Annotated in this window: 16 protein-coding genes; 12 read left to right on the top strand and 4 right to left on the bottom strand. The window is 45.7% G+C overall.

The genetic code is table 11. The annotated features are described in order from the left end of the window. The 9 genes from hisG to hisE are packed head-to-tail and all read left to right on the top strand — an operon-like array spanning nt 1 to nt 5,899. Complete coding sequence (gene hisG / locus INT76_RS02520) at nt 1–648, top strand: ATP phosphoribosyltransferase (protein ID WP_212571862.1); 648 nt, start codon at nt 1–3, stop codon at nt 646–648. After that, nucleotides 645–1,928: a histidinol dehydrogenase gene (gene hisD, locus INT76_RS02515; RefSeq protein WP_212571860.1), complete on the top strand. Its 1,284-nt coding sequence runs from the start codon at nt 645–647 to the stop codon at nt 1,926–1,928. The genes hisG and hisD overlap by 4 nt, the downstream gene beginning before the upstream one ends. After that, the gene (gene serB / locus INT76_RS02510) at nt 1,915–2,562 is read left to right on the top strand and encodes a phosphoserine phosphatase SerB (RefSeq protein ID WP_212571858.1); all 648 of its coding nucleotides are present in this window, start codon (nt 1,915–1,917) and stop codon (nt 2,560–2,562) included. Before hisD ends, serB begins: the two co-directional genes overlap by 14 nt. Further along, the gene (hisB, locus tag INT76_RS02505; RefSeq protein WP_212571856.1) at nt 2,559–3,143 is read left to right on the top strand and encodes an imidazoleglycerol-phosphate dehydratase HisB; all 585 of its coding nucleotides are present in this window, start codon (nt 2,559–2,561) and stop codon (nt 3,141–3,143) included. The genes serB and hisB overlap by 4 nt, the downstream gene beginning before the upstream one ends. Nucleotide 3,144: 1 nt before the next feature. Further along, nucleotides 3,145–3,759, top strand: a complete 615-nt coding sequence (hisH, locus tag INT76_RS02500; protein ID WP_212571854.1) for an imidazole glycerol phosphate synthase subunit HisH — start codon at nt 3,145–3,147, stop codon at nt 3,757–3,759. A gap of 13 nt (nt 3,760–3,772) precedes the next feature. Further along, nucleotides 3,773–4,492 carry a 1-(5-phosphoribosyl)-5-[(5-phosphoribosylamino)methylideneamino]imidazole-4-carboxamide isomerase gene (hisA, locus tag INT76_RS02495; RefSeq protein ID WP_212571852.1) on the top strand — a complete coding sequence of 240 codons (720 nt, stop codon included), beginning with the start codon at nt 3,773–3,775 and terminating at the stop codon, nt 4,490–4,492. Nucleotides 4,493–4,494: 2 nt separating this feature from the next. Beyond that, nucleotides 4,495–5,253, top strand: a complete 759-nt coding sequence (gene hisF, locus INT76_RS02490) for an imidazole glycerol phosphate synthase subunit HisF (RefSeq protein ID WP_212571850.1) — start codon at nt 4,495–4,497, stop codon at nt 5,251–5,253. After that, the gene (hisI, locus tag INT76_RS02485; protein ID WP_212572995.1) at nt 5,253–5,567 is read left to right on the top strand and encodes a phosphoribosyl-AMP cyclohydrolase; all 315 of its coding nucleotides are present in this window, start codon (nt 5,253–5,255) and stop codon (nt 5,565–5,567) included. Before hisF ends, hisI begins: the two co-directional genes overlap by 1 nt. Nucleotides 5,568–5,584: 17 nt before the next feature. Next, a complete protein-coding gene (hisE, locus tag INT76_RS02480) occupies nt 5,585–5,899 on the top strand; it encodes a phosphoribosyl-ATP diphosphatase (protein ID WP_212571848.1) in 315 nt (104 codons plus the stop codon). A gap of 52 nt (nt 5,900–5,951) precedes the next feature. Here the strand turns inward: hisE and INT76_RS02475 are convergent, their stop codons facing one another. Further along, entirely contained in the window at nt 5,952–6,596 is a 645-nt protein-coding gene (locus INT76_RS02475; RefSeq protein WP_212571846.1) for an HAD family hydrolase, read from the bottom strand. Between the two features lie 102 nt (nt 6,597–6,698). Here INT76_RS02475 and INT76_RS02470 point away from each other — a divergent pair, with 102 nt between their 5' ends. Then, nucleotides 6,699–7,838 carry a glycerate kinase gene (locus INT76_RS02470; protein ID WP_212571844.1) on the top strand — a complete coding sequence of 380 codons (1,140 nt, stop codon included), beginning with the start codon at nt 6,699–6,701 and terminating at the stop codon, nt 7,836–7,838. Nucleotides 7,839–8,064: 226 nt separating this feature from the next. Here INT76_RS02470 and INT76_RS02465 read toward each other — a convergent pair whose 3' ends face one another. After that, nucleotides 8,065–8,514, bottom strand: a complete 450-nt coding sequence (locus tag INT76_RS02465; RefSeq protein ID WP_212571842.1) for a YueI family protein — start codon at nt 8,512–8,514, stop codon at nt 8,065–8,067. 170 nt (nt 8,515–8,684) lie between these two features. Here INT76_RS02465 and eno point away from each other — a divergent pair, with 170 nt between their 5' ends. Continuing rightward, nucleotides 8,685–9,992 carry a surface-displayed alpha-enolase gene (gene eno, locus INT76_RS02460; RefSeq protein ID WP_099871461.1) on the top strand — a complete coding sequence of 436 codons (1,308 nt, stop codon included), beginning with the start codon at nt 8,685–8,687 and terminating at the stop codon, nt 9,990–9,992. A gap of 317 nt (nt 9,993–10,309) precedes the next feature. After that, the gene (locus tag INT76_RS02455) at nt 10,310–10,939 is read left to right on the top strand and encodes an HAD family hydrolase (protein ID WP_212571840.1); all 630 of its coding nucleotides are present in this window, start codon (nt 10,310–10,312) and stop codon (nt 10,937–10,939) included. A 140-nt stretch (nt 10,940–11,079) separates the two neighbouring features. Here INT76_RS02455 and INT76_RS02450 read toward each other — a convergent pair whose 3' ends face one another. Further along, complete coding sequence (locus tag INT76_RS02450) at nt 11,080–11,265, bottom strand: hypothetical protein (protein WP_212571838.1); 186 nt, start codon at nt 11,263–11,265, stop codon at nt 11,080–11,082. 14 nt (nt 11,266–11,279) lie between these two features. Then, nucleotides 11,280–12,284: a lactonase family protein gene (locus INT76_RS02445; RefSeq protein WP_212571836.1), complete on the bottom strand. Its 1,005-nt coding sequence runs from the start codon at nt 12,282–12,284 to the stop codon at nt 11,280–11,282. Between the last annotated feature and the right edge of the window lie 78 nt (nt 12,285–12,362).

Raw genomic sequence — 12,362 nt, 5'->3', positions numbered from 1 at the left:
ATGGTGGAACAAGTAACCATTGCCCTGACCAAGGGGCGGATTGAAAAAGAAACCCTTGTCTTGCTTGAAAAGGCTGGATTTGACATGTCCTTCATGATGGACAAGGGGAGAAATTTGATTTTTGAAAGTCCAGATGGCCGGTTTCGATTCTTGCTAGTTAAGGCTCCTGATGTGACAACCTATGTGCGTCACGGGGTTGCAGATCTGGGAATTGTTGGTAAGGATGTTCTAATCGAACACCCGGCAGGTTTTCTTGAGATGCTGGATTTGAATTTCGGTCTGTGTAAATTTGCAGTAGCTTCGATTCCATCTTATAATCCTAGTGATCACAAGCGCAAGCGCATTGCGACCAAGTATCCGACAGTTGCCATGGAGCATTTTAATAAAAAAGGTGAAGATGTAGAAATCATCTCTATTCAAGGCAGTGTTGAAATCGCTCCGGTCTTGGGACTGGCAGATGCTATTGTGGATATTGTCGAAACAGGGAATACGCTGATTGCCAACGGTTTGGTGGTTTTCGAGGATATTTGTAGGGTTTCGACTAGACTGATTGTCAACAAGGCCAGTATCAAAAACAAGCCCCAAATTCGAGAATTTATTGCGAAATTAGAAGCCATTGTTGGAAATGAGGAGGTGGCCTTCAGATGAAACGACTAAGTGGTAAGAGTCAAGAAATTGCACAACTTCTCTATGAAGAGCAGGTTGCATTGAATGCAGAAACGGTATCCATTGAAGAAGCTGTTAAGGAAATCATGGCTGATGTGGCGCAAAATGGCGACGAGGCGATTCGACGCTATAATCTGCGTTTTGATGGCATCAGCTTGGAAGAACTGGCAGTTTCTGAGGAGATGGTGGATGAGGCCTTTGCGGCGATTGATCCACTAATCTTATCTGCCTTACAGGAGGCCAAGGAAAATATCGAGTCCTACCATCTCCAACAGGTTGAAAAAGGATTTGAAGACCAGCCCTCTCAAGGGGTCATCCGCGGTCAGTTGATTCGGCCCTTGGAGCGGGTCGGAGTTTACGTGCCTGGCGGAACAGCTGCCTACCCATCCTCCGTCCTGATGAATGTCATTCCTGCTAAAATAGCGGGTGTTTCGGAGATTATCATGATTACTCCGCCACAAGAAAGTTACAATCCAGCCATACTGGTTGCAGCAAGACTAGCTGGAGTGGATCAGATTTATCAGGTGGGCGGAGCCCATGGAATCGCAGCGCTCGCCTATGGCACGCAGACCATTCCCAAGGTGGATAAGATTACAGGGCCTGGAAACATCTATGTAGCAACGGCTAAAAAATTGGTCTACGGTTTAGTGGGGATTGATATGATAGCTGGCCCGTCAGAGATTGGGGTGATTGCAGATGAAACGGCAAATCCAGTATTTGTCGCGGCAGATTTGTTGTCACAGGCCGAACACGATAAACTGGCACGAGCGATTTTGGTAACCAACTCAGCAGATCTGGCTCATCAGGTTGAGTTAGAAATCGAAAGGCAACTAGAGTCGCTTCCTCGAAAGGATATTGCTCGTACTTCCATTGTTAACAATGGACGGATTGTCCTTACAGAAACAGTAGAAGAAATGTTTGAGCTGATGAATCTGATTGCGCCGGAGCATTTGGAAATTGCCATGGAAAATGCCTATGATTATCTCCCTCTGGTTAAGCATGCGGGTTCTATCTTTTTAGGGCATTATACAAGCGAACCGATAGGGGATTACTTTGCAGGAACCAACCATGTCCTGCCAACGTCAGGAACCAGCCGGTTCTACTCAGCTTTGGGAGTGCATGATTTTATCAAACGCATCCAATACATACAATACAATAAGGAAGCTGTGCAGGCAGCCAGTCAGGCGATTACAGCTCTAGCCTATTCAGAAGGCTTGGCCGCCCATGCACGAGCGATTGAGGTGAGAAATGAAGAAAGTTAAAGGATTATTGGTCATGGATGTGGATAGCACCCTGATCATGGAAGAAGGAATTGATTTACTCGGGGAAGAAGCCGGGGTCGGACCACAGGTGGCGGACATTACCGAGCGAGCCATGCGGGGAGAATTAGACTTTGAGGAAGCCCTACGAGAGCGGGTTGCCCTTCTAAAAGGCTTGCAAGAAACAGTTCTGGATACTATTTTAGGACGTATCCATTTCACACCAGGTGCAGAGGAGCTGGTAGCTGAGCTGCACAAGCGTGGCTACAAGGTAGCGGTTGTGTCAGGCGGTTTTCATCAAACAGTGGATATTCTGGCCGAACGCCTCAATCTGGATTATGTCAAGGCCAACCATTTGGAGATTGTCAATGGTGTTCTGACAGGACGTGTTCTGGGTGAAATTGTGACCAAGGATGTGAAAAAGGCCAAGTTGAGAGCTTGGGCCTTGGAAAATGGCTTAGAAATGAAAGATACGGTAGCCATGGGAGATGGGGCTAATGACCTACCCATGATTCAAGAGGCGGGCATTGGAATTGCTTTTTGTGCCAAACCAATTGTGGAAAAAGAAGCTCCATACCGTATCACAGAGAAAAATTTGTATAAGGCGATTGAAATCATAGATGAGGTGAGAGCATGAGAAAATCTGAAATCGAGCGCAACACATTTGAAACCAACATCAAGTTAGCAGTGAATCTGGACAGGCAAGAACCTGTTGAGATTGCGACAGGAGTGGGATTTTTTGACCACATGCTGACACTTTTTGCCCGCCATAGCCGGATTTCTCTGGTTGTAAAGGCAGAAGGCGATACTTGGGTAGACAGCCACCATACGGTCGAAGATGTGGGTATTGTTTTAGGGCAGGCTATCAGAGAAGCACTGGGCAAAAAAGAAGGGATTAACCGCTACGGAACCAGTTTTGTGCCTATGGACGAAACGCTGGGAATGGCCAGTCTGGATTTGTCTGGACGTTCTTACTTGGTCTTTGACGCCAGCTTTGACAATCCAAAGCTAGGCGATTTTGACACCGAATTGGTAGAAGAATTCTTCCAAGCCTTGGCCTTTAATCTTCAGATGAATCTTCACTTGAAAATCTTGCATGGGAAAAATAGCCACCACAAGGCAGAGAGTCTGTTTAAGGCGACAGGACGCGCCCTGCGGGAAGCTATTACCCTGAACCCCGATATTCAGGGGGTCAACTCAACAAAAGGAATCCTGTAACATGATAATTGTAATTGATTACGATGCGGGTAATACTGCAAATGTTTTGCGGGCTTTAAAGAAGATTGGAGTAGAAGCAGAATTGTCTGCAGACCCAGAGAAAATCCGTCAGGCACAAGGTTTAATTCTGCCAGGGGTTGGTGCCTTCCCATCAGCCATGCGCGAGTTGGAGAAACGGCAGCTCATTTCAGCCATCAAGGACGCCGTAGCTGCTGGAACCCCGCTCTTAGGGATTTGTCTGGGAATGCAGCTCCTCCTTGAGCAAGGGCTAGAACACCAAGCAACTCACGGGTTAGGCCTGATCCCGGGAACTTGCCGGCCTATTTTACCAGAAGCTGGTTACCCTGTTCCCCACATGGGGTGGAACACCCTCCATCTTGAACAAGAAAACCAGCTGACAAGCGGCTTGGAGGGAGAGTCGGTTTATTTTGTTCATAGCTATTTTACAGATGTTCCCAAGGATTACTTAGATGTGACAGCTTCTTACAGCCGAGAAATTCCAGCCATGATTTCAAAAGGGAAGGTCTATGGTGCGCAATTTCACCCAGAAAAATCAGGTGAGGTTGGTCTAGGAATTTTGCGGAATTTTGCTCAAGTTTGCCAGCTAGAAAACTAGAAAGAGGTGCGGGATGAAGATTTATCCAGCCATTGACATCAGAGAAGGCCGTGCAGTTCGCCTTTTCAAAGGAGATTTTAATCAGGAAACGGTCGTCAATCCGGATGTGATTGGTCAGGCTAGACTGTTCAAGGAAGCAGGGATTGACTACATCCATGTTGTGGATTTGGACGGAGCCTTGGAAGGACGGGCAACCAATCGTGACTTGATTGCTCAGTTAAAACAAGAAACCAATCTCAATATCCAGGTAGGAGGCGGCATTCGCACTCTGGAGCAGATTGCGGATTATCTGGAAGCAGGGATTGACCGCGTTATTATCGGGTCTATGGCCGTAAAAAATCCTTCCTTTGTAGAGGAGGCCCTGGCCCAGTTTGGCAGCGATAGGATTGTTGTGGGAATCGATGCCAAGGGTGGTCGTGTTGCGACGGAAGGCTGGCTGGAAACCAGCGATGTGGACTTTGTGCAACTGGCTTTGGAGATGGAAAAAATCGGTGTCCGCCTCTTTGTTTATACAGATGTAGACCGTGACGGAACGCTGACGGGCCCCAACCTTGCCCATTATCAGGAGCTTGTCGCTAAACTGACAAGTGCCCAAGTTATTGCTTCAGGCGGCATTCACGCCCTCAGTGATTTGGAGCAGTTAAAAACCATTGGTGTTGCAGGTACCATCGTTGGCAAGGCCTATTACAGCGGCAAAATTAGTCTTGCTGAATTGGTAGAAGTGGAGGGGTAAAGATGTTAGCAAAACGCATTATCCCCTGCCTAGATGTCAAGGATGGTCGAGTGGTCAAAGGAGTTAATTTTGTCAACCTGACAGATGTTGGAGACCCTGTTGATTCAGCCAAGGCTTATTATGAAGCTGGCTGTGATGAGTTAGTTTTCCTTGACATTACCGCCACTCATGAAGAACGCGATACAACCGTTGACATGGTGCGCCGCGTAGCAGAGCAAGTCTTTATCCCTTTTACGGTTGGCGGAGGTATCCGCTCGGTTGAGGATATGAATAAGATGCTCAAGGCTGGTGCCGACAAGGTTTCGGTCAACTCATCAGCTGTTGACAATCCGCAACTGATTGCTGATTGTGCAGAAAAATTCGGTAGCCAGTGTGTAGTGGTGGCTATCGATGCTAAAAAGGAAGCAGATGGAAGCTGGCATGTTTATGTAGCAGGAGGTCGTAAAGATACAGGACTCGACCTGCTAGAATGGGCCCAAAAGGTGGTTGCTCTTGGAGCAGGGGAAATTCTCTTGACCAGCATGGACAAAGATGGCACCAAGTCAGGTTTTGATGTGGAGATGCTCAATGCCGTGGCTGATGTAGTGACCGTTCCCATTATCGCATCAGGTGGAGCAGGCAGTAGCCAAGACATCCTTGAAGTGTTTGAAAAAACTCCGGCAACGGGTGCCTTGGCAGCCTCCATTTTTCACTATGGTGAAGTGAGCATTTCTGATACTAAGCGCGCCATGCGCCAGCGAGGAATCGAGGTGAGAGTGTGATGATACAGTTAGATTTTGCAAAACAAGGTGGGCTCATTCCTGTGATTGTCACTGACCACGAAACAGGACAAGTCCTCATGCTAGCCTACATGAATCAGGAAGCCTATCACCAAACACTAACCACCAAACAGATGCACTATTGGAGCCGGTCGCGTCAGGAACTCTGGCACAAGGGGGCGACTAGCGGTCATTATCAGGAGGTCGTATCCATCAAGACCGATTGTGACAAAGATACGCTCCTCATCTCTGTCCGCCAGACAGGAGCTGCCTGCCATACGGGAGCGTACAGCTGCTTTTTTGAGGAGATTTTGTAAAGAAAGGAAAAGGAATCATGCTGAATACCCTTTATCAAGAAGCGCTCAATCGTAAAAATAGCCCCAAGAAAGGCTCCTATACCAATTATCTCTACGACAAGGGACTAGATAAGATTTTGAAAAAAGTGGGGGAGGAGGCAACAGAAGTTGTCCTCGCTGCGAAGAACGCGGATCAACGAGAAATTTCTCAAGAAGTTGCAGACTTGCTCTATCATTTGGCAGTTCTCCTAGTTGAAACAGGAGTATCTCCGTTGGAAGTGGAAGAAGTCTTGCTTGAAAGACAAGGAAAAATCAGCAAAACTGCTGACAGAAAAGAAATTACAGATTATTAAAAGGCTCGAAATTCGAGCCTTTTGTGCGGTCTTGTGCTGATTTGGCAGGCTATCAGATAGAGAAAAATTGTCCTAATTGCTCCACGCTTTGGATAATATGTGTAGCTCCCGCAGCAGTCAATTCTTCCAACTGACCGTAACCATAAAGAACGCCGATGCTGTCCAGATGGTGGGCTTGGGCACCTTTTATATCATGTTCGCGATCGCCAATCATCACAGCTGGCTTGGCTAGGTTTGGTCGCTGAGTGAGGGCATGAGCGATTACTTGCTCCTTGCTGATTCGTGAGCTGTCCAAACTTGCGCCAGCTATGACTGAAAAGTAACCATCTAAGTGAAAATGGTTTAAAATCTGCTTGGCAAATACCTCTGGTTTAGAGGTAGCAATCAGCAGTTCCTTCCCCTGTTCCTTCAGCCCAGAAAGTACTTCGGCAATGCCGGGGTATGGCTGGTTTTCAAACATGCCACGCTCCTTAAAGTATTCCCTAAAATAGCCGACCGCCTCCTGAACTTGCTCTGGTGAAAAGTTGTAGAAACGAGCAAAGGATTCGTAGAGTGGTGGGCCGATAAAGCGTTTCAAGTTGGCTAAATCTGGTTCTTCTACACCCATTTTTTCAAGGGCGTAGGCAACCGAATTGATAATGCCGAGTCCTGAGTCAGTCAGGGTTCCATCCAAGTCAAAAATCAGTGTCTGATACATACAAGTCTCCTTTTTACCAGTATAGCATGTGTCAGAAGACTTGTAAATAAAGGGGGAAAAGCGCTATAATAAGAGTGAAATGAGTAGTTAGGAGGTCCTATCATGCATATTGTGATTGCGCCGGATTCGTTTAAGGAATCCCTATCTGCCCCAGCAGTTGCAGGGGCCATAAGGACAGGGTTTGAAAAAGTTTTTCCAGAAGCTAGTTTTGACGAGTTGCCACTTGGTGATGGTGGAGAAGGAACGCTTGCTATTTTAGCCGATGCGCTAGGTCTTCAAATGGACAAGTGGAGTGTGACTGGGCCCTTAGGATTGCCTGTGCAGGCTTCTTTTGCCCGTAAGGGAGAACTTGCCCTCTTTGAAATGGCTGAGATTGTCGGTCTGGCAATGGTTCCTGATAGCCAGCGAAATCCCTTACTAATTCAAACGACAGGAGTTGGAGAGATGATTCTCCATTTAGCCAAAACAGGTGTCCGTCAAATGATTATCGGCGTTGGAGGCTCAGCCAGTCATGATGGTGGGATAGGAATGGCAGCAGCTCTAGGCTATCGCTTTTTTGATGAAGAAGGAAGGCAACTAGAGGCTATCGGACAGAATTTGGGCAAGGTTGCAAGTCTTTCAGATGAAGCAGTGGCCCCTGAACTCAAGCAAGTCACCATCCAGATTGTGACCGATGTAAGCAACCCTTTATGTGGAAAAAAGGGAGCGACCTATGTATTTTCAGCTCAAAAAGGATTATCCCCGTCCGAGTTTGAACGAGTGGATGCGGAGATGGAGTCATTTTACCAACTCGTTGCGCCCACTATTCTCAAGCAAGATGGCGCTGGGGCAGGAGGCGGTATGGCTGCAGGCCTGCTTACTTTTGCAGGCGGAGCAATCGTCGCAGGCATAGACTTTGTCTTGGATCAGGTCAACTTTGATGAGCGAGTATCCCATGCTGACTTGGTCATTGTGGGTGAAGGGCGGCTGGATGCTCAGAGTCTGGCCGGCAAGACTCCTATCGGTGTGGCTCGCAGAACACCGTCGAATGTACCCGTCATCGCTATATGCGGAAGCCTGAAGGATGACCTCCCTCCTCTTCCTTTTGAAAATATCTGCGCCGCTTTTCCTATCATTTCTCAAGTAGCCAGTCTGGAAGATACGCTGGCTAAGGCGGAAGAAAATCTGGCACGCACAGCAGAGCAGGTGGCGAGGGTTTTGCAACTTGGTAGCAGCCTTGCTCTTAGGGAATATAGTCAGTAGCCGTCTATCTGTTCACTTATAGTCATTTGAATTATCTTTGATACATCGTCACTTTCGACTTGCCGTACTCTACAGAAGTGACTTGCTTTGCAAGTTATATCTCCAACCTAGCACAGCCACTAGGCTGCGCTAGCAACCTGCGCCTCAGTTCCTTGTCTGAAAGCTAATTCATTCGACTATAGTAGTATAAGGTGGTGTTTTTGTTGCAAAAAAGGGCAAGCGCTGCTTACCCGAATAATTTTTTCCAGAAGGAAGGCTTGGTTTCTTCCTTTTTTGGTGCTTGCGTCACGAAGTGAGGGAAGCATTCTTCCAGTTGAATGCTTTCCTTGTTTAAGGCTAGATCTGTATGGAAAACCATGGCATAAGGGCTGTCTGCAATTTTTTCATCGATGATTGAAACAGTAATTCCCAGCTGTTGCCCTATTTTCATATAGTGGATCTGCAAGCTATCTGACAGCTTGGGAGATAGTTTTAGAAAGAGGGGCTGATAGTCCATAACTAGTTGTTTTGCAAGTGCTTCAAATTGCTCCTCCAGTTGACTGGACACTGCTTGTTCAAAAGAAAGAACCAGGACAACGCGCTCGCGAAAGGTTCCCATGTATTGGCGTTGTTCGTCAGGATTTAGGCGGTTTTCGCCAGAGGCTTTTTGTAAGATGGTTGTATTCAAATCAGTCATGGAAAAAGTATAGCATAAAATGGAGTATTTTGAAAAGAATAGGGGATTCGTAGTTTTCAGTCAGAATTTGAAAATAGCTACTGAAACTTTTTTTGTTTTTTCTTGAAAAAAAAGCTATTTTAGGGTATGATAACAGTGTAACTAATTAAAACTCAAAGGAGAGTAATATAATGTCAATTATTACTGATGTTTACGCTCGCGAAGTCCTTGACTCACGCGGTAACCCAACACTTGAGGTTGAAGTTTATACTGAATCAGGTGCTTTCGGTCGTGGTATGGTTCCTTCAGGAGCATCTACTGGTGAACACGAAGCAGTTGAACTTCGCGATGGTGATAAGTCTCGTTACCTTGGTCTTGGTACACAAAAAGCTGTTGACAACGTGAACAACGTGATTGCTGATGCAATTATCGGTTACGACGTTCGTGATCAACAAGCTATTGACCGTGCAATGATCGCTCTTGACGGTACTCCAAACAAAGGTAAATTGGGTGCGAACGCAATCCTTGGTGTGTCTATCGCTGTTGCTCGTGCAGCTGCTGACTACCTTGAAGTGCCACTTTACACTTACCTTGGCGGCTTCAACACTAAAGTATTGCCAACTCCAATGATGAACATCATCAACGGTGGTTCTCACTCTGACGCTCCAATTGCTTTCCAAGAATTTATGATCTTGCCAGTTGGTGCGCCAAGCTTCAAAGAAGGTCTTCGTTGGGGTGCTGAAGTATTCCACGCTTTGAAGAAAATCTTGAAGGCTCGTGGTTTGGTAACAGCTGTTGGTGACGAAGGTGGTTTCGCTCCTAAGTTTGAAGGAACTGAAGACGGTGTTGAAACAATCATCGAAGCAATCGAAGCTGCTGGCTACGAAGCAGGCGAAAACGGCATCATGATCGGTTTCGACTGTGCGTCATCTGAGTTCTACGACAAAGAGCGCAAAGTATACGACTACACTAAATTTGAAGGCGAAGGCGCAGCTGTTCGTACTTCTGCAGAACAAATCGACTACCTTGAAGAGTTGGTTAACAAGTACCCAATCATCACTATCGAAGACGGTATGGATGAAAATGACTGGGATGGCTGGAAAGCTCTTACTGAGCGTCTCGGCAAACGTGTTCAATTGGTTGGTGACGACTTCTTCGTAACAAACACTGACTACCTTGCACGCGGTATCAAAGAAGGCGCAGCTAACTCAATCCTTATCAAAGTGAACCAAATCGGTACACTTACTGAAACATTTGAAGCGATTGAAATGGCTAAAGAAGCTGGTTACACTGCCGTTGTATCACACCGTTCAGGTGAAACTGAAGATTCAACAATCGCTGACATCGCAGTTGCAACTAACGCTGGCCAAATCAAGACAGGTTCATTGTCTCGTACAGACCGTATCGCTAAATACAACCAATTACTTCGTATCGAAGACCAATTGGGTGAAGTTGCGGTTTACAAAGGCTTGAACTCATTTTACAACTTGAAAAAATAAAACAGTCTGGGAGACTGTTTTATCCCCGAGCTAGTATAGCGAGGGTTATAGTAAAAACAAGTCTGGAAATCTCCAGACTTGTTTTTCATAGTACAGTGTACTAATTTATCCCCGAGCTAGCATAGCGAGGGATATAGTAAAAACAAGTCCGAAAAACTTCGGACTTGTTTTCATAGTCTGGGAGACTGTTTTATCCCCGATCTAGTATAGCGAGGGTTGTAGTGAAGGCAAGTTCGGACATTACCGGACTTGTTTTTCATTATGACTTGAGGCTATAAAAAAATAGCATCGCAGGTCATTTGCAATGGATTTTATCAATGGATAAGTGGCTATTTTTTGATATTGGCTCCACCTTGGTGGACGAAAGTGACTCCCTGAATGATTTTATTGACTGGTGTGTAGAAAAATTAAACAAAGAAGGCGTGCTTGTTTCAAAAATAGATTATCAAGACATACTTCTGAATATTGCTAGGAGAGGCGGAGATCCTCTTCGTGAAACATGGGCATCTTTTTCACCACCTCAACTGGAAAGACCAAAATGGCCACATGATAAAGAGGCCTTATTTCCTTCTGTTAAATCGGTTTTGAAAATCCTAGGAAAGAAGTATCGGTTGGGGATTATCGCCAATCAAGGAAAGGATTTGCGCTATCGATTGGAGCAATTTGGCATTTTGGATGGTTTTGAAGTCATTGTTTGCTCTGCTGAACTTGATTTGTACAAGCCTGATGTCAAAATCTTTTTATATGCTTTAGAGGAAGCGGGAGCTTCTCCTTCTCAATCTATATACATTGGTGATCGTGTAGATAATGATATGATTCCAGCCAAGATGTTGGGAATGAAAACCATTCGAGTAAAGCAAGGTTTGGGGCAATATTGTCCAGAAGATTCAATGTATCCAAGTGACTGGCAAGTATCGAATGTCCAAGAACTGCTAGAAATAGTATAAAATGCTATGAGCCCAGCGAGTGTCTGGGTTTTTCTATACTCAAAAAAGCTCAAAACCACGTTCTTAAAATAGTGGTTTTAAGCTTTTTCTAATGTAAGTAGCCAATATATTTTTGCTGGAAGCCGATTTTTATCTTGTTTCTAAAATAATCCTTTGAACTTTTTGAAAAAGCCGTTGGTAGTTTTAGAGTGCTTGAGGAGCTTTTTGGCTTGAATGAGGTAGGCGCCGAATTCGTCTTTGTGCTTTTCAAGATAGTTTTTGGCGCCATCAAAATCTTTCTTGGTGAGAAAATGTTTCAGTTGGTTGAAGTGTTCTAGGGGCTTCATTCTTTTCTCCTGTCTTAGTTAAATGTCACACAAACAGCTTCTGGCACATAGAAATCATGTGACAGCTCTGTCAAGCGACCACTTTCTGTATCTCTGGCAAATACTGTTGCATTATCAGAATCTTGGTGAACAACAATCAGGTGTTTTTCATCTGGGCTGAGGGTAAAGTCGCGCGGAGTCTTGCCATTTGTAGGGATGATTTCTAGCAATTCTAAGCTAGCGTCGCCGAGCGTTTTATAGACCGCGATGGAGTCGTTTCCACGGTTAGAACCGTAGACGAATTTTCCATCTTTCGTGATACGGATAGCAGCTGTGCCATTGAAACCAGTATGGTCTTTTGGAAGGGTAGAGATGGTCTGCATGAGTTCAAAATGCCCTAGACCATCGTAGATAAGGACTTCGATGGTGGAGTTGAGTTCGCACATCAAGTAGGCAATCTTGGCAGTTGGATGGAAGACGATGTGGCGCGGGCCAGCACCTGGTGCTGAGGAGTAGGCCGCCAGTTGAGTTAACTTGCCTTCGTCTGAGAGTGAGTAGGTCACAACTTGGTCTGTGCCTAAATCACAAGTGACAAGGTGCTTATCAGGTGTTAAGTCAGCGAAGTGAACATGGGGGGAAGCCTGATTTTCATGAGGGCCAGACCCCTGATGACAAACAGAGTCTGCCAGTTCTAAAGTAGCATCTTCCAGTCGTTTGTATACCAAAACCTGCCCCTTGTGGTAGTTGGCTCCGAAAACGAGATTGCGGCAGTCATCAACCGCAACATAGCAAAGCGGAGCGCCTTCTTCAACCACATGATTGAGAGGGCTAAAGTCAGCAGAAAAGCTAGCAATCCCCCCCAAGCCATCCTTGGCTCCAACCGCATAGAGGCTTTTATCTTTTGCAAAGGCAAGATAGGTTGGGTTTGGTTCTTTGGCGATTAAGCGTAGTTGACTCAACTGGCCGGTTTGACGATCAAAGTCTGCTGCATAAATCCCTTCAGAAGCACGTTTGGTATAGGTTCCGAAATAAATAGTCATCGTATCCACCTCATCTATCTTTGTGTTTATTGACTCTCATTATATCATAAAAATGTAGGAAAGTCCGTGTAAGATTGA

This window comes from Streptococcus oriscaviae (assembly GCF_018137985.1).
GTDB classification, from domain to species: domain Bacteria; phylum Bacillota; class Bacilli; order Lactobacillales; family Streptococcaceae; genus Streptococcus; species Streptococcus oriscaviae.
Note: the sequence above shows the minus strand (reverse complement) of the source record. Positions and strands in the feature narration are given on the sequence as shown.

Bases quoted from the DNA above. Each gene is read 5' to 3' on its own strand.
- INT76_RS02465 (WP_212571842.1), bottom strand. From the start codon at position 8,514: ATGACTGATTTGAATACAACCATCTTACAAAAAGCCTCTGGCGAAAAC.
- hisE (WP_212571848.1), top strand. From the start codon at position 5,585: ATGCTGAATACCCTTTATCAAGAAGCGCTCAATCGTAAAAATAGCCCC.
- serB (WP_212571858.1), top strand. From the start codon at position 1,915: ATGAAGAAAGTTAAAGGATTATTGGTCATGGATGTGGATAGCACCCTG.
- hisG (WP_212571862.1), top strand. From the start codon at position 1: ATGGTGGAACAAGTAACCATTGCCCTGACCAAGGGGCGGATTGAAAAA.
- INT76_RS02450 (WP_212571838.1), bottom strand. From the start codon at position 11,265: ATGAAGCCCCTAGAACACTTCAACCAACTGAAACATTTTCTCACCAAG.
- hisI (WP_212572995.1), top strand. From the start codon at position 5,253: ATGATACAGTTAGATTTTGCAAAACAAGGTGGGCTCATTCCTGTGATT.
- hisB (WP_212571856.1), top strand. From the start codon at position 2,559: ATGAGAAAATCTGAAATCGAGCGCAACACATTTGAAACCAACATCAAG.
- INT76_RS02455 (WP_212571840.1), top strand. From the start codon at position 10,310: ATGGATAAGTGGCTATTTTTTGATATTGGCTCCACCTTGGTGGACGAA.
- eno (WP_099871461.1), top strand. From the start codon at position 8,685: ATGTCAATTATTACTGATGTTTACGCTCGCGAAGTCCTTGACTCACGC.
- hisD (WP_212571860.1), top strand. From the start codon at position 645: ATGAAACGACTAAGTGGTAAGAGTCAAGAAATTGCACAACTTCTCTAT.
- hisF (WP_212571850.1), top strand. From the start codon at position 4,495: ATGTTAGCAAAACGCATTATCCCCTGCCTAGATGTCAAGGATGGTCGA.
- INT76_RS02475 (WP_212571846.1), bottom strand. From the start codon at position 6,596: ATGTATCAGACACTGATTTTTGACTTGGATGGAACCCTGACTGACTCA.
- hisH (WP_212571854.1), top strand. From the start codon at position 3,145: ATGATAATTGTAATTGATTACGATGCGGGTAATACTGCAAATGTTTTG.
- INT76_RS02445 (WP_212571836.1), bottom strand. From the start codon at position 12,284: ATGACTATTTATTTCGGAACCTATACCAAACGTGCTTCTGAAGGGATT.
- INT76_RS02470 (WP_212571844.1), top strand. From the start codon at position 6,699: ATGCATATTGTGATTGCGCCGGATTCGTTTAAGGAATCCCTATCTGCC.
- hisA (WP_212571852.1), top strand. From the start codon at position 3,773: ATGAAGATTTATCCAGCCATTGACATCAGAGAAGGCCGTGCAGTTCGC.